This window comes from Maribacter sp. 4U21 (genome assembly GCF_002742365.1).
GTDB lineage: Bacteria > Bacteroidota > Bacteroidia > Flavobacteriales > Flavobacteriaceae > Maribacter.
Window position 1 is genome coordinate 68,284 of record NZ_MDGN01000015.1, and the last position, 18,252, is coordinate 86,535.

Annotated in this window: 13 protein-coding genes and 1 rRNA gene; 7 read left to right on the forward strand and 7 right to left on the reverse strand. The window is 38.5% G+C overall.

Features of this window, described 5'->3' with window-relative positions:
* Positions 1-162: 162 nt before the first annotated feature.
* The 3 genes from lysS to BFP77_RS17445 form a co-directional block, all read right to left on the reverse strand.
* On the reverse strand, positions 163-1,854 hold the full coding sequence (gene lysS / locus BFP77_RS02965; RefSeq protein ID WP_099572584.1) for a lysine--tRNA ligase: 1,692 nt from the start codon (positions 1,852-1,854) through the stop codon (positions 163-165).
* A gap of 129 nt (positions 1,855-1,983) precedes the next feature.
* The gene (locus tag BFP77_RS02970) at positions 1,984-2,544 is read right to left on the reverse strand and encodes a thioredoxin family protein (protein WP_099572585.1); all 561 of its coding nucleotides are present in this window, start codon (positions 2,542-2,544) and stop codon (positions 1,984-1,986) included.
* A 169-nt stretch (positions 2,545-2,713) separates the two neighbouring features.
* Positions 2,714-3,760, reverse strand: a complete 1,047-nt coding sequence (locus BFP77_RS17445) for a response regulator transcription factor (protein ID WP_306475409.1) — start codon at positions 3,758-3,760, stop codon at positions 2,714-2,716.
* A gap of 91 nt (positions 3,761-3,851) precedes the next feature.
* Here BFP77_RS17445 and BFP77_RS02980 point away from each other — a divergent pair, with 91 nt between their 5' ends.
* The 3 genes from BFP77_RS02980 to lipB are packed head-to-tail and all read left to right on the forward strand — an operon-like array spanning position 3,852 to position 5,503.
* A complete protein-coding gene (locus BFP77_RS02980) occupies positions 3,852-4,007 on the forward strand; it encodes a YqaE/Pmp3 family membrane protein (RefSeq protein WP_099572586.1) in 156 nt (51 codons plus the stop codon).
* A gap of 6 nt (positions 4,008-4,013) precedes the next feature.
* Positions 4,014-4,754: a hypothetical protein gene (locus BFP77_RS02985; protein WP_099572587.1), complete on the forward strand. Its 741-nt coding sequence runs from the start codon at positions 4,014-4,016 to the stop codon at positions 4,752-4,754.
* Positions 4,755-4,786: 32 nt separating this feature from the next.
* Positions 4,787-5,503 (forward strand): lipoyl(octanoyl) transferase LipB, encoded by a 717-nt coding sequence (lipB, locus tag BFP77_RS02990; protein ID WP_099572588.1) that lies wholly within the window; start codon positions 4,787-4,789, stop codon positions 5,501-5,503.
* 35 nt (positions 5,504-5,538) lie between these two features.
* On the opposite strand, the gene BFP77_RS02995 is transcribed toward lipB, so the two are convergent.
* The 4 genes from BFP77_RS02995 to BFP77_RS03010 all read right to left on the reverse strand — a co-directional run bounded on the left by BFP77_RS02995 (position 5,539) and on the right by BFP77_RS03010 (position 10,837).
* Positions 5,539-6,234 (reverse strand): TapB family protein, encoded by a 696-nt coding sequence (locus tag BFP77_RS02995; RefSeq protein WP_099572589.1) that lies wholly within the window; start codon positions 6,232-6,234, stop codon positions 5,539-5,541.
* Positions 6,235-6,250: 16 nt separating this feature from the next.
* Positions 6,251-7,588 carry an OmpA family protein gene (locus tag BFP77_RS03000; protein ID WP_099572602.1) on the reverse strand — a complete coding sequence of 446 codons (1,338 nt, stop codon included), beginning with the start codon at positions 7,586-7,588 and terminating at the stop codon, positions 6,251-6,253.
* A 161-nt stretch (positions 7,589-7,749) separates the two neighbouring features.
* Positions 7,750-10,212: a ribonuclease HII gene (locus BFP77_RS03005; RefSeq protein WP_143751831.1), complete on the reverse strand. Its 2,463-nt coding sequence runs from the start codon at positions 10,210-10,212 to the stop codon at positions 7,750-7,752.
* A 28-nt stretch (positions 10,213-10,240) separates the two neighbouring features.
* Entirely contained in the window at positions 10,241-10,837 is a 597-nt protein-coding gene (locus BFP77_RS03010; RefSeq protein ID WP_099572591.1) for a ribonuclease HII, read from the reverse strand.
* Between the two features lie 209 nt (positions 10,838-11,046).
* Between BFP77_RS03010 and BFP77_RS03015 the strand changes: the two genes are divergently transcribed.
* From BFP77_RS03015 to BFP77_RS03030, 4 genes are all read left to right on the forward strand, one after another.
* Positions 11,047-13,860, forward strand: coding sequence for a TonB-dependent receptor domain-containing protein (locus tag BFP77_RS03015; protein WP_099572592.1), 2,814 nt, complete (start codon positions 11,047-11,049; stop codon positions 13,858-13,860).
* Between the two features lie 15 nt (positions 13,861-13,875).
* Positions 13,876-15,294 (forward strand): hypothetical protein, encoded by a 1,419-nt coding sequence (locus BFP77_RS03020; protein ID WP_099572593.1) that lies wholly within the window; start codon positions 13,876-13,878, stop codon positions 15,292-15,294.
* Between the two features lie 116 nt (positions 15,295-15,410).
* The gene (locus BFP77_RS03025) at positions 15,411-17,393 is read left to right on the forward strand and encodes a putative porin (RefSeq protein WP_099572594.1); all 1,983 of its coding nucleotides are present in this window, start codon (positions 15,411-15,413) and stop codon (positions 17,391-17,393) included.
* A 487-nt stretch (positions 17,394-17,880) separates the two neighbouring features.
* Positions 17,881-18,252: ribosomal RNA gene (locus tag BFP77_RS03030) — 16S ribosomal RNA — on the forward strand; the annotation flags it as partial.

Sequence of the window (18,252 nt, forward strand, 5' to 3'; positions counted from 1 at the left end):
TAATGGAATCAGAAGGGATAGGAGGTAGGGCAAAATGGTTTCACTGTACCACAGTACGTAAAGGCTCAGGTCTTACTTTTTCTACCCTATATATTATGCGATGAAAATCACAAATGCCAATACGAGTTGGACAGGTTAAATTTTGAAAGCTCCTAAAGCGGGTTAAGAGTTTAGCGCTACAAATAACCCTTCATCTGTTTTATTTACCTTGGTAAGGCCGTGTTTGGCTAAGGATTTCATGGATTTATCCCATTTTTTACCGCTAAGCCCCGCTTGCATTTTTAGCGCTCCAAGTTCCATAGTTCTCTCTGGTTTTAAAATAGCTACAATGGCCTTTTCTTCCTCTGTCAACTCCACAGCTTTTTTCTCCGGCCGCATTTGTGGGAAGAACAATACTTCTTGAATAGAGGAATTATTGGTCAACAGCATTACTAATCTATCTATACCAATGCCTATTCCAGAAGTTGGGGGCATACCGTATTCCAAGGCTCGTAAGAAATCTTGGTCAATGAACATGGCTTCGTCATCGCCTTTAGCGGAAAGACGTAACTGCTCTTCAAAACGTTCGCGTTGGTCTATAGGGTCATTGAGCTCAGAATAGCAATTGGCCAATTCTTTTCCGTTTACCATTAACTCAAAACGTTCTGTTAGGGCAGGGTTATCTCTGTGCTGTTTGGTCAGCGGACTCATCTCTTTTGGATAGTCCGTTATAAAAGTGGGCTGTATGTAAAAATGTTCGCATTTCTCGCCAAAAATCTCATCTATGAGCTTGCCTACACCCATGGTTTCGTCTACTTCTAAACCTAGGTTTTTGGCTGTTTCGCGTAATTCTTCTTCACCCATGCCTGCGACATCTACACCGGTGTGAACTTTTATGGCTTCCAAAATTGGAACCCTAGCATATGGCGCTTTAAATTCAATTTCATTTTCGCCGACTGTTACTTTCGATGTGCCGTTGGCATCTATGGCAACCTTTTCCAAGAGTACCTCGGTGGTGTCCATCATCCAATTGTAGTCCTTATAGGCCACATACAATTCCATCACGGTAAACTCCGGATTGTGGGTACGGTCCATACCTTCGTTCCTAAAATCCTTAGAGAACTCATAAACACCGTCAAATCCGCCTACAATCAATCTTTTCAAATAAAGCTCATTGGCAATACGGAGGTATAACGGTATGTCTAGTGCATTATGGTGCGTTAAAAATGGTCTTGCGGCGGCACCACCCGGAATAGGTTGTAAAATAGGAGTTTCAACCTCTAAGTAGCCCTTTTCATTATAGAACTGGCGAATACTATTGGTAATCTTTGTACGCTTAACAAAGGTTTCCTTTACATGGGGATTCACCACCAAATCCACATAGCGCTGACGATAGCGCAGTTCTGGGTCGTTAAACTCATCGTAGGTATTGCCTTCTGCATCTTGCTTGGGAAGTGGTAGAGGTCGTAAGGCCTTACAGAGAATAGTAAAATCTTTTACAAGGACGGTCTTTTCCCCGACTTTGGTGGTGAAAAGCTCTCCTTCTATACCTAAGATATCCCCTAAATCTAAAAGTTTTTTAAAGATTTCGTTATACTTGGTATGGTCGTCCGCTGGGCAGATTTCATCTCTGTTAAAATAGACCTGTATGCGGCCTTCGCTATCCTGTAATTCGCCAAAAGAAGCTTTTCCCTGTACCTTTTTACGCATTAATCTACCGGAGATAACAACTCTTTTTCCTTCCTCATAATCCTGTTTTATGCTTTCTGAGGTAGCATTTACGGGGTATAGGGCCGCAGGATAAGGGTCAATACCCATCTCCCGTAATTTGGCCAACTTTTCTCTTCTGATAATTTCTTGCTCGGATAGCTGCATCGCAATTTATTTAAAGGCGCAAAGATAGGTAAGATGCGCTAATCTTTCAATCTAGCGGACACAAAAGGAAAATAGAAACCATGTTTTAGGATACCTAATTTGTTACAGGTAACACCAAGCGCTTGGAACTCAATCAAAATGCATGGACTTTGCTTTGTTGGCTATGTAATTATCCGAAGTTACGATTTGGAGCATATCTTCTTCAAGACTCCTGTTAGGCGTTTCTATGATTCTATTCTGTTCCCTGCCGTTTCTGTAGAAAATAAATGTGGGTACCCTAAGGATTTGCAATCCCCACTCTTCGCCATCCGGACTTTTTTTGTAGTGGTCCTTTCTGCTATCGAGGGCTACGATTTTTAAATTTTCAGAGGGATGGTCCGCCGCATCCAAAATTTTCATTAAACGTGGTACCTCTCTTTTACTGTCACCACACCAGGTTCCCAAAAAAACAAGTATTTGATAGTGTTTAAGTGTATCCTTGAATTGTTCTATTACAGACTGGTTTACAGTATAACGGTCATAGTTTGGTTGATACCATCCGTTGTACGTTGTTTGGGTCAAGCCTTCTTTTGTTATTTCTCCGACTAAGAATTTTTGGCGGTTGTCCAAGGTTATTTCTTGGTTGAGCTCCTGTCCAGATATAAAAAGCGTGGTAGTTACTGCAAGGATAAATAAAGAAATGGTTTTCATAAATATACATTTTAAATGAGAACCGAATTTCAATAAAATAAAGGCTGGTCTTTTAAGGATTCAGGTGGAAATGGGGACTAGACCCTAGGTGGATTTTAGTGGAAACCTTAGTAATATGGGTGGAAATGTAATTATAGTTGAGAAAGGATGAAAGTCTCGTAGTTTGTAATCATATCTTTTTTATCTCCTCTCGAGAATTTACCCGTAGCTTTTTGTAAATATTATTGATATGGGTTTTTACGGTACTTAGGCTTATGAATAATTCAGAGGCGATTTCTTTATTGGTTTTGCCTTTGCGTATGGCGTTGAATACTTTTTGCTCCTGATTCGTAAGTTTTTCCGATGTTTTTGTGCGCTTTTTTGTCCTGATAAGCGTAATACTAAAAAATACTGCTTGTAATAGCATAATTGTAAGTACTACGTAGACCACATACATCAAAATTTTACTATCGGATTTTGACGTCTCTTGGTTCTGAAGGAGCTGGTCTGCTGCGATTTCGTTCAAGTACTGTTGCGTAAAGGGAATATTAGGGTATTGGCTTTCAAGTCTTTCCGCTAATTGTGAATAGTAAGGATTGGTTTTAGCATCTACTACATAATAGGGGTGTGTTTCGCTTGCCCTATCCGATAGAAAATCATAAATAAAAAGTTCTGCTAAGGGTTCCCCATTCTCCTCACCGTACTCCTGAAAAATTTTGAACCACTTTTGGAAAGTCAACAATTCATTGGCCTTACTGTTGTACTCCATAAAATCCAGGATCATTTGTTCCTTGAGGTAATCTATTTCCAATAATAGATCGGCATTTTTATTGGTCGAATTTATTTCACAGAGCGGTTGGTTGTTTTCCAAAAGAGGAAACAGAATAGTGTCTCCTTTTTTTGCAATGAAAAGCACACTTTGAGTATCCGGACAATGCTTCAAAAAATGACTTCCTCCTTCGGCGTTGTCCTCACAACCATCCGTATGAATTCTGTATATTCTATTTTGTTCGGAAAGATTATCACCTTCAAACTTGAAGTAACCATCGGCATCGGCCTGTGTTTCTTTAAGAATCTGGTCCGCATATACCCGAGAAGATTTTCTGTAGTTCTCAACCAATGAAAGATAAACCGTTTTGTTTTCCGCTGTGCAGGAAATTTCGCCACTAAAAATGTATTGACTTATGCCTTGGGCAATGCCCAAAAAGAAGAGTAGTACAATAGATAAAATTCTCATAGTAATACAATAGAGCGATAAAAATAGATGATTTTGTAACAATACAGGTACTTTGGCGACATATAAGTACATCAATCAAAATCATAATTTAATGAGTGTTCTTCGTGTTTTATTGGCCATTCTTTTTCCTCCCTTATCGGTTATTGGTAAGGGTTGTGGGTCATTTTTAATTGTGCTACTTTTGACCTTCTGCGGATGGGTCCCTGGCGTTATTGCGGCTTTGGTCATCCTCAATAATCCAAATTAAATAGCTATGTTCAAAATTAAGATGGGGTCTTTGCTGGTGCTTTTAGCCCTAGTGGTATCCTGTAATTTCACGGAAGAAATATTCTTGGAAGAAAATGGTTCCGGGAAAATCAGTATCAACTTTGACGGGTCCGAGTTAATGCAAATGGGTGGTGATGAGATGATGGCAGGCACCGAAAAGGCAATTGACTCCACATTGTCCTTTAAGCAATTTTTAGAGGAGAAAAAGGATAGTATAGCTACATTGTCACCAGAACAGCAAGCCAAACTTAAAAAATTAGAGCCTTTTAACCTTCATATGGTCATGAATCCCGACACACAAGAAATGAAGTTTGACATGTATTCAAGTTTCGAGAACATTGACGAAATTGGTGATGCCTTCAATACATTTCAGAATACGGATGCTTTGAGTCCCGCAGGAAGAGCCAATCAACCACAATTCTTATCCAACGACACTAAAAGTTCGGAGGTTTCCTATAGCTTTAAAGGAAATTCGTTTTCGAGAACGGCTAGAATATTGAATGCACAACTGCATCAACAAGCCGTTGATAGCTTGGCGGGGGCAGAGCTGTTTTTAACCGGTTCTACGTACACCCTGAAGTATCATTTTCCCAAGCGGGTAAAATCGGCCTCTGCGGAAGAAGCTACCTTCAGTGCAGATGGCAAAACATTGATTTATGAAGTTGGATTTTTAGAGTTGATGAAGAACCCGAAAATTCTGAATTTAGAAGTGGAACTAGAACAATAAGTCAGGCCTTAACAATTCTTATCTTTGTAGTAATGAACAAGAAGGTTTTTCTTCAAGATTTAGGGCATAAAGATTATAAGGAAACTTGGGATTACCAAGAACTTCTTTTTAAGCAAATTATCGATGTAAAGATTAGGAGTAGACGTGAGGGATTACGTCTGGAGACACCTAATTATTTTTTGTTAGTAGAACATCCGCATGTATATACCCTTGGGAAAAGCGGTAATCTCGAGAATCTTTTGGCCAGTGAGCAGGAGCTCACCAAAAAAGGAGCCTCTTTTTACAAAACCAATAGGGGTGGGGATATCACCTATCATGGCCCCGGACAAATAGTCGGATACCCCATTTTAGACTTGGATAATTTCTTTACGGATATTCATAAGTACCTTAGGTTTCTAGAGGAGGTAATCATTTTAACCTTGGAGGAATACGATGTAAAGGGAGAACGTTCCGATGGGGAAACCGGAGTTTGGCTGGATGTTGGCACGCCATTTGCCAGAAAAATTTGCGCTATGGGGGTGAGAGCTTCCCGTTGGGTAACTATGCACGGATTTGCCTTAAACGTAAATGCGGATTTGGGCTATTTTGATATGATGATTCCCTGTGGAATTAAGGATAAGGCCGTTACTTCTTTAAATATTGAGTTAGGTAAGCAAGAAGTTGATATGGAAGAAGTAAAAGAGAAATTACTGCGTCATTTTAATGTACTGTTTGAATCCAAATTGATAAAACAAAAAACCCCGGTATAGACCGAGGATTTGTATTCTGTATTATGGAATTAAGCTTATTTGCTAAACTTGGTCAATTCCGTACTGCTCATTAAGTCACCGTTCTTTTTATAGGTCTCCTGCTTTACCATGCCCACGCCTTCGGCTAACCATACTCTTGACGGGAAGTTACTCTTTGCCATCATCACCTTGGATTGGTTTTCGCTATAAATTACAAAGCATTCGAACGTTCCGGCGGGCGTAGTAACATTTTCCTTTTTTTCCACCTTCCTATTGACCATGTCCACCGTAGTGTTCATGCTTATGCCTCCCATATTCATTTTTAAAGTCACGTTCGCATCCTCTAATTCTTGGCCTACCCCCAAATCATTGGGCAGCTCAATATCGGTTCCTGTTATTTCCATTTCCATATCCTCGTATTGCGTTAACATTTGTTGCGGAACAAGGGACTCATAGTCAACGGTGACCATATTTCCTGTGCAGGAAAAGGAGTAATTGGTATCATAAACTTTTTTTCCTTTTTGGTCTTCAAAAGAAATATCCATTGTTGCCACGGTGGTGTCTCCATCGTTTTCTACGGATGTTACTTTATAGCTAGATTTTCCTTCGGTCTTTCCTTTTTTGTTGTACGAAGTGTATTCAAAAGAAGTGCCTTCATCCATTGGATAAAACCTACTGCAATTGGTAGATTGAGCGTAAATCATAGATGCTCCGCAAAGTAATGCCAGACTTAATAAAAGTTTAATTTTCATGTTTGTGTACTATTTGTTATTGTTTTATGAATTCTACCCTTCTGTTCTGTGCCTTGCCCTCTATAGTGCTATTGTCACCTATAGGCTCTGAGGCTCCCTTTCCTTCTGTGGATAATCTGCTTTCTTCAATTGAATAAATACTGACTAATGCATTTTTTACGGCTTCGGCCCTATTCTTAGAAAGTTTAAGATTAGCATCTTGATTACCATCGGCATCCGTATGCCCAACAATATTCAAATTCAATTTATTATCCTTTTGCAATACCTGGTAAATCTGTCTAATGATGCCCATGGATTGTGGCTGTATATTGGCCGACCCCGAGTCAAAAAGAATACCGTTGGTAGATACTTTTCCATCTTTCATCAAGGTTCTTCTTAGGTCTATACCGCCTTCCGCAATCTTTACATTATTGATAAAAACCCTGTCCTTACCTTCATTGATTCCAACAAGTTGAAATTTTAAGGAATTCAAAGGGGCATTGGGGGCAATAAGCTTGGGAATATCAATATGTTTAGTTTCATTGATATAAAGGCGGTATCGTTCTTTATTAACCGCTATGGATATATGGGGCCTAGAAATAATGTCTTCCCTTATATCCGCACCAACGTAGTTGTCAATGATATTAGAGCCATTGACATTATTCCAAATTCGAATATCTCGCTCAATATATTGGCACAGCGGTAAATATGCGTACACCGTGTTTTTTCCATAGCCGAACTTATCATTTTCATCTATAATCACCACAAGTTTGGCGGCAGAGGAGGTTTTCTTATCAATACCCATAGTCTCTACATCAAATTCTATAGTATAGTTTTCAGGCAGTTCATTGATATTCGCTATTTGATACGTTTTTCTACCTCCTTTAAGTTCAAACCAATTACCAGAATCATCATCGAAAGAAACAATTTCTCCAGAGCCGTTGGTATTCCATTTAGACGGAAAATCACCTACAAAATCATTAGAGAAATCATCGGAAAATAGAATTTTATCACCGGGAACAAAATCAAACTTACTATATACTTTTAAAGTTTTTGGTCCAGTAGAAGTTGGCTGTCTTTCCTCATCGCCGGATATGGTGCCGTTATCAGGTTTTTCTTTTGGGGAAGGCGTCTCTACTCCTTTAGGAACCTGTGTTTTATTGCCTCCTTTTGAGCCTGGTTCTAGAATACTGTCCAAGGCCTGGTCCGTTTTTTCGGTAGCTTCCTTGTCCACCCTACGTTCAACAGCGCGTTCCGCAGCTTTTTCCGCCCTTTTTCCTAATTTTTTTAGGAATTGGCCGTTGGCTTGGGAACAGGAGAAAAGAAATATACAAATAAAGCATAGTGGCTTTAGTAGGGGATGGAATGATTTCATTTTAAGTGTCTTTAGTAATAAGGTATATCTGTAATATTTGAAGTAGGACATGTTTTGCCGATTACGTTTCAGAATTTTAAAAATAAATAAAACCTTCAAAAAATGATGTTCTGATCGTACGGTTGGCATGATACGTCTTATAAAGTATTCTAAATCTTGTATCAATGTAATTTGTACACGGTAATGGAGTTGTCCTGATTTTTAATGACCATTTCGGGTTTTCTATCATTATCAATGTCAGCCATATCAGCCATAGAGGAACCTTGCACAGGAAAGTCCGCTATAGCTTTGGCCTGACTATCGAATAAGTAAGATTTTTGATTTTGAATATCTGTGACCGATACATAAATCTTATCGTTTAAATAAAAGATAACCGGTGGTGCATAAACCCCTAAATCCAAGGCTACCTTTTTTTCTCGTATATGCAGGATGTTATCATTGATAATGGACAAGGTCTTAGATGTGGCATCCATACCGTGGTCCGCATTAAGGTTCAGGTTCGTTTTTTCTATTTTACCACCCGTGTCTATTTGGTAGAGCACACCCTTTGCTGTGGTCAGGGAGAATTTATTTTTATACAGTTTGATGTCATTTTCCGAAAAATCTATTTTTTCAGGAACTCTGACCCGTACATTACCCACACGGTTAAGTAGTTTGAGCTGGCCATTGGCCAATTTAAAACACAAATAGTCCTTTCTGTTGATTCTAAAATGTTGGGGAGCACCAATAATATCACTTTCGGCTTTTTTGTATTTAAAACCCGAAACGATCTTACCTTTATTATTATACATAAAAACCCTTGTTCCTTGGGTTACTACAAAACGATAGTCCTTTTTACCGTCATAATCAAATACGGCTAAAGGGTTGAGGTTGCCACCCTCGTGTTTAATGTCAAATGGCTGCACTTCCTTACCATTTCTGTCTAAAACCAGGAATTCGTTATTGGTGGTAAAGGCCAATTGAAGTTTTCCGTTTTTATAAATATCAATTTGATGTATTTTGCCCTGAACGGCACTCGCTAGCTCTTTTTTCCAGATGATTTTTCCTTTGTTGGATATAAGGTAAAGGACATTGTTTTCATCCTGTACAATGATTTCTTGTTTGTTGGTCCTATGATTCTTTACGAATTGGGGAGTCGTGGCAATGGCTGCATCGGTTTGAAAATCAAACAGGGAAACAACACCACGATTAGATGGTCTTTCGCTGATTTTTTTGGCGAAATAACTTACATGGAAGAAGGCATTGTCCGCTACTATCTGAGAGCCAAATACATAGTCCTTTAAGTTGGTTCTTTTTAGAAAGTCGCCTATCTCATTTAAATTATATTCGCTTAGACTCTCTTGCAGGCCCAATGAGGACGTCACAGTGAATATGGAAGAAGCCGAAGTGGTAATATCTTGGGTGTTTTTAAGTAAGGTTGTATTGTAAAGTACTTCGCCGCTTTTGTGGCTGCTAATCACTTTTTTTATAGTCTCTTCTGTAGCCGAAAAAACAAAGGTGTTTTCTATAATGCTGGCGTAACTAGGATTAAAATCGGTAATAATAGGGTCAAGATAATCGGTTAGGAAGCTAGTAGGCTGAATTTTTAAGATTTCACTCCCTTGGTATTCAATAGAACTACTTGTAATGGTGGTAAGATAGTCGTCTATGGTAGCAGTGCCAAAAGTCTGTAATAGGACTATCTGCTCGTTATCAACTTCTGCCAGCCCTATTTCCTCAATGGTATTGAGAAGGGAATCTTTAACCGTACCGCTGTTCAAATATTTTTCTCGGTTTAGCGCAAAAAGTGGATAGTCCGTTACATTGTACGATTTAAAAATTGAAACATCTTTAGGTACGAGTGCGGGTGTGATGCTAGCTCTAGGTTTAGTGCCTGAAAATAGACTTAGGTAATCGGTAGAGTCGTTGGCTATTCCTATGCCGTTTAAAAATACGCCATCATTATCTAGATTAATGTCAAGGGAAACCCAGTCGGCATATTCAGACAATTTTTGGATATCATCGGTTTCATTGAATAAATGATTTAAAAGTGCATCTACTTCGTTTAAGTTAACCCAGAGATGGTGTTGTCCATGAGCATTTGTTATTTTGTAAAGTTTTTCCAACGGAGAAGGAAAATTGTTGGCGTCTAAATTTTCAATAATATTTTCAAGTATTTGTTGTGAGGAGCTCAATACGTCCGCTCCTCTAATATTGGAAGAAAAAAAAGTAGTTTCCTCAATTTGGTACTTCTTAAAGCTGTAATTCTGATAAGAAATGGATTCCACTGTTTTGTTTATTATAGAATCCAAATTAACTGTTGCCGTAGAATCGGTGATAATGAAAGTGAAGTCAAAATTGGTAGTGTCAGAAATCGAAAAGGCTAACAGGCCAGATGTTTCGCCTTCGAGATAGTTAAGAGGTCTCATTTTTTCAGCAATTGCTTTGGCAAATACTTCTTTCCTCATTTTGGAAACAATGCTATTCTCGGCTATGTCATTTTCTAAAGCCTCTAGCGCGTCGATTTTGAGCAAAAGCGCCGAATTTTCAGGAACGAGACTTAAAAAAGAAGCTTCATCAGTTCTTTCTGGGTTACAACCCGTAAAGAGCAAAACGACTAATAAGAGTGACAAGTAAGACCTCATAAAAATGCTTTTAGCAAATTTATACTTTTTAGAGTTCAAGTGTTAGTTGGTCCGGAAGTAGTCTAAAGCTTTTTCTGTGATATTTTGTTACACCGTATCTTTTAATCGCCTCCCTATGCTCTTTTGTAGGATAACCTTTGTTTTTTTTCCAGTTGTACATGGGGTACTCTTTGTGTATCTGATTCATGTATTCATCGCGGTAGGTTTTAGCCAAGACCGAAGCGGCGGCAATACTCATGTATTTAGAATCGCCTTTAACGATACATTCATGAGCAACCTCGCGGTATTTTTTAAATCTGTTTCCGTCTACTATGATATATTTTAAACGGCCCTTTAATTGATCGATGGCTTTGTGCATTGCTAGGAAAGAGGCGTTCAGAATATTTATCTCATCGATTTCAATAGGATAGACATGGGCTACGGCATAAGTTGAGCTTTCGAATTCTATCATGGGTCTTAATAGTTCCCTTTTGACCTCTGATAGTTGTTTGGAATCGTTTAAGATGATATTTTCGAAATTTTCGGGTAAAATTACGGCTGCCGCCGTAACCGGACCGGCCAGACAACCCCTTCCTGCCTCATCAGTGCCTGCTTCTTCTGGAAACCGATGGAATTTTTTAAGCATAACAAATATTTTATGATGGAAATCGTCGTATAAGATTTGAATCGAAAAAGTTAAAAAAATAAATTAAATTCAAAAAACAAATACTTTACCTAAGAATAAAATAATAAATAAGTATTTTTTAACAAGAATTGGCTATCTCATGAGATACTTTTTGGATTACTTGGCAATTTTTTAGACTTTTGACGCAAGCTAATTCAAAAACTAATTCTATGAAACAGAAGTTTGCATGGATGTTGACATCTTTAATGATGGTTTTCATCTCATTTTCTTACGCACAGGAAAAATCAGTTTCCGGTACAATTACAGACCAGAGTGGGTTGCCTCTTCCGGGGGTCTCCGTGGTGGTCGTAGGTACAACTAACGGAACACAATCAGATTTTGACGGACAATATTCCATCAACGTTGCGGAGGGTCAGGTATTGCGTTACAGTTATATAGGGCAAAAAACAGTTAATATGACCGTAGGTTCTTCCAACACGATTAACGTACAGATGGAAGAATCTGCCGAAGCACTTGAGGAAGTAATCGTTACTGGGCAGGGTTCCGGTATTGCAAGAAGAAAACTATCAACAACAGTTGATGTTTTAGATTCTGAAGATATTGATAAGTTGCCTGCAAATCAAATTGATCAATTATTACAGTCCACTACGCCAAGTGCTCAAATAAGGCTAAGTTCAGGACAGCCTGGTACGGCTGCCATTATTAGAACACGTGGTGCTATTTCAGCAGCATCTTCGGCAACACCTGTTGTGATTATAGATGGTGTTCGTGTTGATAATCTAAACTCTAATCCCCAATTAGGTATCGCAACTGGCGGGGCTAATGTTTCGGCTTTAGCTGACATACCAGCGGAGTCAATCGAAAGAATTGAGTATATTAAAGGTGGTGCCGCAACTACGTTATATGGGGCAGATGCCGCGAATGGTATTATTCAAATCATTACTAAAAAAGGTAAAGCAGGAAAAGGAGCTGCTTACTTTGAAAGCAATGTTGGTGCTATTAGTGCCACAAAAGACTTTCTTAGATATGACAGAACAGGTGATGTTATATTCCAACCAGGTTGGTCTCAACAATATAGACTTGGATTGAGTGGTGGTTCGGAGAAATTCACCTACAACTTTGGTGGAAGTTTATATAAGGATGATAGTTTTAACGATATAAACGAGCAAATAAGAAGGACTTTTACGTTCGGTTTAACTGCAAAGGTTACGGACAAGTTAAGTTATCAAGGATCTTTCTCTTATGTTAACTTTGAGTCTAATCTTGATTATAACGCAAATACTAGCTTTTCAAGATTTTCTGCTCTTGAAGGTTCTGCCCGTGGTGATACGGAAGCATTTACCGATGCAGAATTTGAGGAGGAGACCGCTAGGTATAAAAGAATCGGGGAATTGGTGGATATTTCTAGTAATACCAATCGTTTCACGGCCTCTAATAAATTTATTTATGATCTTAGCGACGCTCTGCAGGTAAACGCGACAATAGGTATAGACAATAGGAATACGATACAGGAAGAGTTACAAAGTAATGCGCTTTTAGTAGAGTTGGGTTCAATTGCTCCTGGGACCACGGATCAAGGTAGTCTTACAAGGGTTTTAAGATCTGCTTTCACCGTAACAACAGATGTTAACCTTACTCACAAAGCGAATACGGATAATTTTTCCTTTGTATCAATTTTAGGAGGTCAGTTTTTTAGATCATCGGATAGACAAAATAGACTTAACGGTTCTGGTGGTGTAGATGGCACTAGGTCATTGAATAATTTCTCTGAACAAACTTTTTCTGATTTTGTTTTGGAAAATGCAAACTACGGTTTATACTTCCTTGAGAACATAGGTATTTATGATGTTGCTTTCTTGGAGTTCGGAGGGAGATTGGATAAGAATACTATATCAGGAGATAATACCAGCCCATTATTATTACCTAAAATTGGGCTTACGTATAACTTAAGTGATCATGATTTCTATATTAACTCCGGTATCAGCGATATTATTTCCACAATCAAGTTAAGGGGTAACTATGGTGAGGCAACTAACTTTGCACAACCATTTGATCAAGATAGAACATTTAATCAGAATCCATTCCTAGGGGGGCCTTCATTTACTTTTGCAAATCAAGGGAATCCAGATTTGGTTTCAGAGCGAGTTAAAACAACTGAATTTGGTTTGGAGTTAGGTTTCTTCAGTAACAGACTGTATTTGAGCGGTACAAGATATCAGGGTATTACTGAAGATGCGCTATTTACGCCTCAAGATCCACCATCATCGGGTCAGGCCAATCAAATCCAAAACATTGGAGAAGTGGAGAACTCAGGTTATGAGCTTGCTTTAAATGCCACTTTAATCCAATCTGAAAAGCAAAACCTTAGTATTAATCTTTCTTATAACACTAATGAAAACATAGTAACGGATTCAGGTGGTGCTCCAGCCTTTGTAGTTGGTGGATTCAATGTATTGGGTTCTGTTGTTGAAGAAGGACAAAGTTTGGGTTACTTAAGGGGAACAGCTGCAATCTTGCAAGATGATGGTACTTATGAGTTTGAGGCTAATACTGCTTTAGGAGATACTTTTGCTCCTAATTTTGGTTCGATGGGCTTAAATTATACCTACGGTAATTTTAACCTTTTTGCAACCGCAGATTATCAGTTTGGTGGTCAAATAACAGATTTGAGTTTCTTATTGAGACACTTAAGAGGTACGGATAATACTGGTATTCCTGAGGAATTAATAGGTACAACATCGCCGTTCAACTATGTGAATTTCTTTGTTTTTGACAATGACTTCTTAAAGGTTAGAAACATTGGAGCTTCTTATAATTTTGGTGATATCGCTGCACCTGTGTTTAGTAATATACGTTTTGGGGTTACTGTCACAAATCCATTCAACTGGACGGCCGGTAATTTCGATCCTGAAACTACAGGTTCGGGTATTGCTGCACAAAATGGTTTTGCAAGTGGCGGTTTTGCTTACGGTACCGAATCTGCACCCAGAACATACATAGCTTCATTAAGGTTTGAATTTTAATAAAAAATTGTAAAAATGAAAAAATTAATAATATTTTCTTTAGCCATGATAGCCTTTGGATGTACGGGCGATTTTGGTGATGTGACAAATTTCAAAGAAGTTCAGAACCCTAATCTTTCTGAAGCTTCTGTTGTAGGGCAACCAAATTCGGCTTCTATCTGGTTATCTGGTGTAGAAAGGCAATTGGCTTTTGTATTTCAAGAAACGTTAATTTTGGCGGAACTAGGTGCTGATAATTATGTAAATACGCAAACATTCTTTAACCAGTTTTTAGATGGTTTAGATATGCAGATTACTGACCCGGATATGAGAGATACCCAGAGAGATATTCAAAGATTAAGGGAGTTAGCTCTTTTCGGTAAAGAAACAGTTGGACCTGGTGATCCAAATTATGATGCTGAGACTGAAGCGGAATTCAATTATTTCGAAGGGATTTCTTATTTAATTTCTGCGATGTATTTTTCTACTTTACCTCAGGAGCCTGTTGGGGTGCCAATTACTTCCGCTGAGCACTACCAAAACGCCATAACAGCTTTTGATATAGCAATAGGTATCAATGCTAGGCCAGAGTATCATTTAGCGAAAGCAAGAGCGAATTATTACTTGGGTAATAAAAGTGAGGCTGTAAGCGCTGCAAATGCAGCTCTAGCATTGAGTACTGATTTTGATAGAACAGTTAAGTTTGATGAATCAAACGGACCGAGTAATACTTTTGAAGATGCATTGTACGAGAGAGCTACTTTTGATGACTTGCAACCACTTCCAACATTAGACTTTTTAGACCCTAAATACTCTTTTCTTGACCCTAATGAAGATGCGCCTGTACATTATATGAAAGCAGAAGAGGCGTATTTAATTTTGGCTGAAGCAGCTTTGTCAGATAACGATATAAATGCTGCTAGAACAAACTTAACGGCTTTGTTAGATTTGATTGCAACACGTGAAGTAAGGACTATCGACGATTCAATTGAACAACGTTCACAAGTAGCCGAAGGTTCTCGACCGGATAATGCCGATGTAGTGGTAAACGGAAGAACCGGTCTTGTTCTAGATCGACAGTCAGGTGATGTAGATATTCCATCAGTTTCCGGAACTTCATTGACAGCTGCAGATATCGCTGCAATGAATGATGATGATGCTGGTCTATCACTTTTGTATAGAACCAGACAAGAGGTATTTATCGCCGAAGGTCTGCGTTTGGTTGACATGGGCGTTAAATTGGTTATTGATGAAAATGAAATTTTATTAAATCCTAACGTGAACGAGGGTGACCCCGGGACAGTCGGTGTTATACCTTCATTTATTTCGGCTGTAGTTGCAGATTTAGATGCCATTACTTATGATGCTGAGGCCGGTACGGCCACGACTGCCATAGACTTAAACGATATCTTAGTAGCAAATAAATCATCTAACGAAGTAGTTCCTTTTGAATAATTAGAATTTATGCAGAAATAAAAAAGTCCTTACATATGTGAGGACTTTTTTATTCCTAAAACTTTCACATTATGTTAGGAACAAAAAAATTAACTTTGTTCTCGTAATAAGTTTGCATGAAATATTTCCTGGTAGTTATTTTTCTTTTAGTGGGTCAGGTACTAGTTGCACAAGAAGGTACTCCCATAAAAAGGGTTTCTGATTCTTTGACGCGTTTACAAAGACCGGATTCCCTTAAACCTAAGAAAGAGAAAGAGGGTTTAGAGGTTACTATAAAAGATTACAAAATTATCTCATTTGCTAGGGACACTACTTTTTTAGATACAACGCTTACGGTATATAAAGAATACAAGTATAATTATCTGCGCAGAGATGATTTTGAACTAATGTCGTTTTCTAACATTGGGCAGACATATAATAAGTTGGGCGTAGATTTTGAGAGAAACGGTTTCTATCCTAATCTAGGGGCGAAGGCCAAACATTATAATTATTTTGAAATACAGGACATCGACTATTATAATGTGGCCACTCCAATGACGGACCTTCTGTTTAAGACCACTCTAGAAGAGGGGCAGTTATTGGACGCTTTGCTTACCTTTAATACTTCTCCACGGCTAAATTTTTCCGTTGGATATAAAGGGCATAGGTCTCTCGGGAAATATAATTCTGACCAGATACAGTCCGGTAATTTTAAAACTACGGCGAATTATGTCTCAAAGAACGGCAGGTATAATCTAAGGGCGCACATTGCGGCCCAGGATATTTTATCCCAGGAAAATGGAGGTCTTACAGAAAAAGAGTTGCAATTTGAATCCGGCGATCCTGATTTCATAGATAGGCCTAAAGTTGATGTTAGGTTTAGTGATGCGGATAATAAAATTCTGGGGAAACGATATTATTTGGACCATCAATATAAATTGGTTAGAAAACGTAAGGATTCAAGTTTCGTAGAAAAAACATCGTTATCTATTGGTCATGTTTTTAACTACGAAACTAAATACTATCAATACCTTCAGACTTCAAATAATGATTACTTTGGGGAAGCCATACTTTCATCGATTAACGATAAGGCCTCGTTAAAGACATTTTATAATCAATTCAGCGCGTCATTTTATAATAGTACGCTAGGTAATTTAAAGGCAAGTCTTAATCTATACAATTATGATTACTTCTTTGATAGTGTCTTAATTACGGAATCTGGAGAGACCATACAAAATCAGCTCGCAGGAAATGAAATTGCTTTGGGAGGGGATTATGAGAAGCAAATTAGACGTTTTAAGATAGACGGCTCTTTTAAATATAATCTGTCGGGAGAATTAAGTGGAAGTATTTTCGACGGCACCGTTCAATATAATATCAATGATGATTACAAAGCGAAGTTTTCCATTCATTCTTCATCTAGAATGCCCGATTTTAATTTCTTGCTGTATCAAAGTGAATACCTTAATTACAATTGGCAAAACACCACTAGATTTGATAAAGAACGAATAAATAGTTTTCAATTTACGTTAGACACTAAGTGGTTGGGTAGTCTATCGGCAAAATATACCAATATAGATAACTATACGTACTTTGGGCTGAATCCTTTGGCGGATATAGAGGAGGGTACGGAAAATGCCAACATTAAACCGTTGCAGAACAGTGAAAGTATCTCATATCTCAAAATAAAATACGCTAAAGAATTGCGCCTAGGTAAATTTGCATTGAACAACACTGTCATGTACCAATCGGTTGGCCAAGATGAAAATGTCCTCAATGTCCCACAGTTAACTACACGGAATACGGTATACTTTTCATCAGATGTTTTTAAAAAGGCCATGTTTTTGCAGACAGGTATCACATTTAAATACTTTACGTCTTACAATATGGATGCATACAACCCCTTATTGGGAGAGTTTTATGTTCAGAATACGGAAGAGTTGGGTGGTTTTCCTTTATTGGATTTCTTTATAAACGCTAGGATAAAACAGACAAGGATATTTTTAAAAGCAGAACATTTCAATTCTTCTTTTAGTGGCTACAACTTTTATGCTGCACCAAATTACCCCTACCGTGATTTTGTAATTCGCTTCGGTTTAGTTTGGAATTTCTTTTCATAGGTACAATTTAAAACACTGTGATTTAGTGATTTGACTTTTTCTTTGATTTTAGGGCTTTTAATTATAAGATTGATTTACAGATATTTAACTTTTCATGACTAAAATTCTGCAATTTTTTAGTGCATAATCACCACAAAATCAAATCATTATATTTTAATTTAAATTATTTTACTTTTTTTTTGATTTATGTATTGTAGAATCAAAAAGGGTGCGTATATTTGCACCCGCTTTGAGAGATACTTGAGGCACTAACGTGGAGACAGTGATGTTTTCGGAGCGTTAGGGGATTACAGGAGTTCATTGAAATATTGTGGAGAGAATAAGAGCTGATTGGTACCTTTCGGGGTCACCGTTTCGGTTTTTAGGTAGAGAAAAAGAATCAAGTGATTTCCCGGGGCCTCAGGGTTTCGGGAAGAATAGAATTAGATCGAGAGAATCGGGGCCGGGGACGGACGTTGGAATGGTTGGGACGAATATATACAGAACAACGATGAAGAGTTTGATCCTGGCTCAGGATGAACGCTAGCGGCAGGCCTAACACATGCAAGTCGAGGGGTAACAGGGAGTGCTTGCACTTCGCTGACGACCGGCGCACGGGTGCGCACCGCGTATGGAACCTACCTTCTACAGGGGAATAGCCTTTGGAAACGAAGATTAATGCCCCATTGTACCTTTTTACGGCATCGTGAAAGGGTTAAAGGCTTCGGCCGGTGGAAGATGGCCATGCGTCCCATTAGCTCGATGGTAAGGTAACGGCTTACCATGGCTACGATGGGTAGGGGCCCTGAGAGGGGGATCCCCCACACTGGTACTGAGACACGGACCAGACTCCTACGGGAGGCAGCAGTGAGGAATATTG

Excerpts from the sequence above, each read along its gene's own strand:
- BFP77_RS03020 (WP_099572593.1), top strand. The coding sequence starts at position 13,876 with ATGAAAAAATTAATAATATTTTCTTTAGCCATGATAGCCTTTGGATGT.
- lysS (WP_099572584.1), bottom strand. The coding sequence starts at position 1,854 with ATGCAGCTATCCGAGCAAGAAATTATCAGAAGAGAAAAGTTGGCCAAA.
- BFP77_RS02995 (WP_099572589.1), bottom strand. The coding sequence starts at position 6,234 with ATGAAAATTAAACTTTTATTAAGTCTGGCATTACTTTGCGGAGCATCT.
- BFP77_RS03005 (WP_143751831.1), bottom strand. The coding sequence starts at position 10,212 with ATGAGGTCTTACTTGTCACTCTTATTAGTCGTTTTGCTCTTTACGGGT.
- BFP77_RS02970 (WP_099572585.1), bottom strand. The coding sequence starts at position 2,544 with ATGAAAACCATTTCTTTATTTATCCTTGCAGTAACTACCACGCTTTTT.
- BFP77_RS17445 (WP_306475409.1), bottom strand. The coding sequence starts at position 3,760 with ATGAGAATTTTATCTATTGTACTACTCTTCTTTTTGGGCATTGCCCAA.
- lipB (WP_099572588.1), top strand. The coding sequence starts at position 4,787 with ATGAACAAGAAGGTTTTTCTTCAAGATTTAGGGCATAAAGATTATAAG.
- BFP77_RS03025 (WP_099572594.1), top strand. The coding sequence starts at position 15,411 with ATGAAATATTTCCTGGTAGTTATTTTTCTTTTAGTGGGTCAGGTACTA.
- BFP77_RS02985 (WP_099572587.1), top strand. The coding sequence starts at position 4,014 with ATGTTCAAAATTAAGATGGGGTCTTTGCTGGTGCTTTTAGCCCTAGTG.
- BFP77_RS03010 (WP_099572591.1), bottom strand. The coding sequence starts at position 10,837 with ATGCTTAAAAAATTCCATCGGTTTCCAGAAGAAGCAGGCACTGATGAG.
- BFP77_RS03000 (WP_099572602.1), bottom strand. The coding sequence starts at position 7,588 with ATGAAATCATTCCATCCCCTACTAAAGCCACTATGCTTTATTTGTATA.
- BFP77_RS03015 (WP_099572592.1), top strand. The coding sequence starts at position 11,047 with ATGAAACAGAAGTTTGCATGGATGTTGACATCTTTAATGATGGTTTTC.
- BFP77_RS02980 (WP_099572586.1), top strand. The coding sequence starts at position 3,852 with ATGAGTGTTCTTCGTGTTTTATTGGCCATTCTTTTTCCTCCCTTATCG.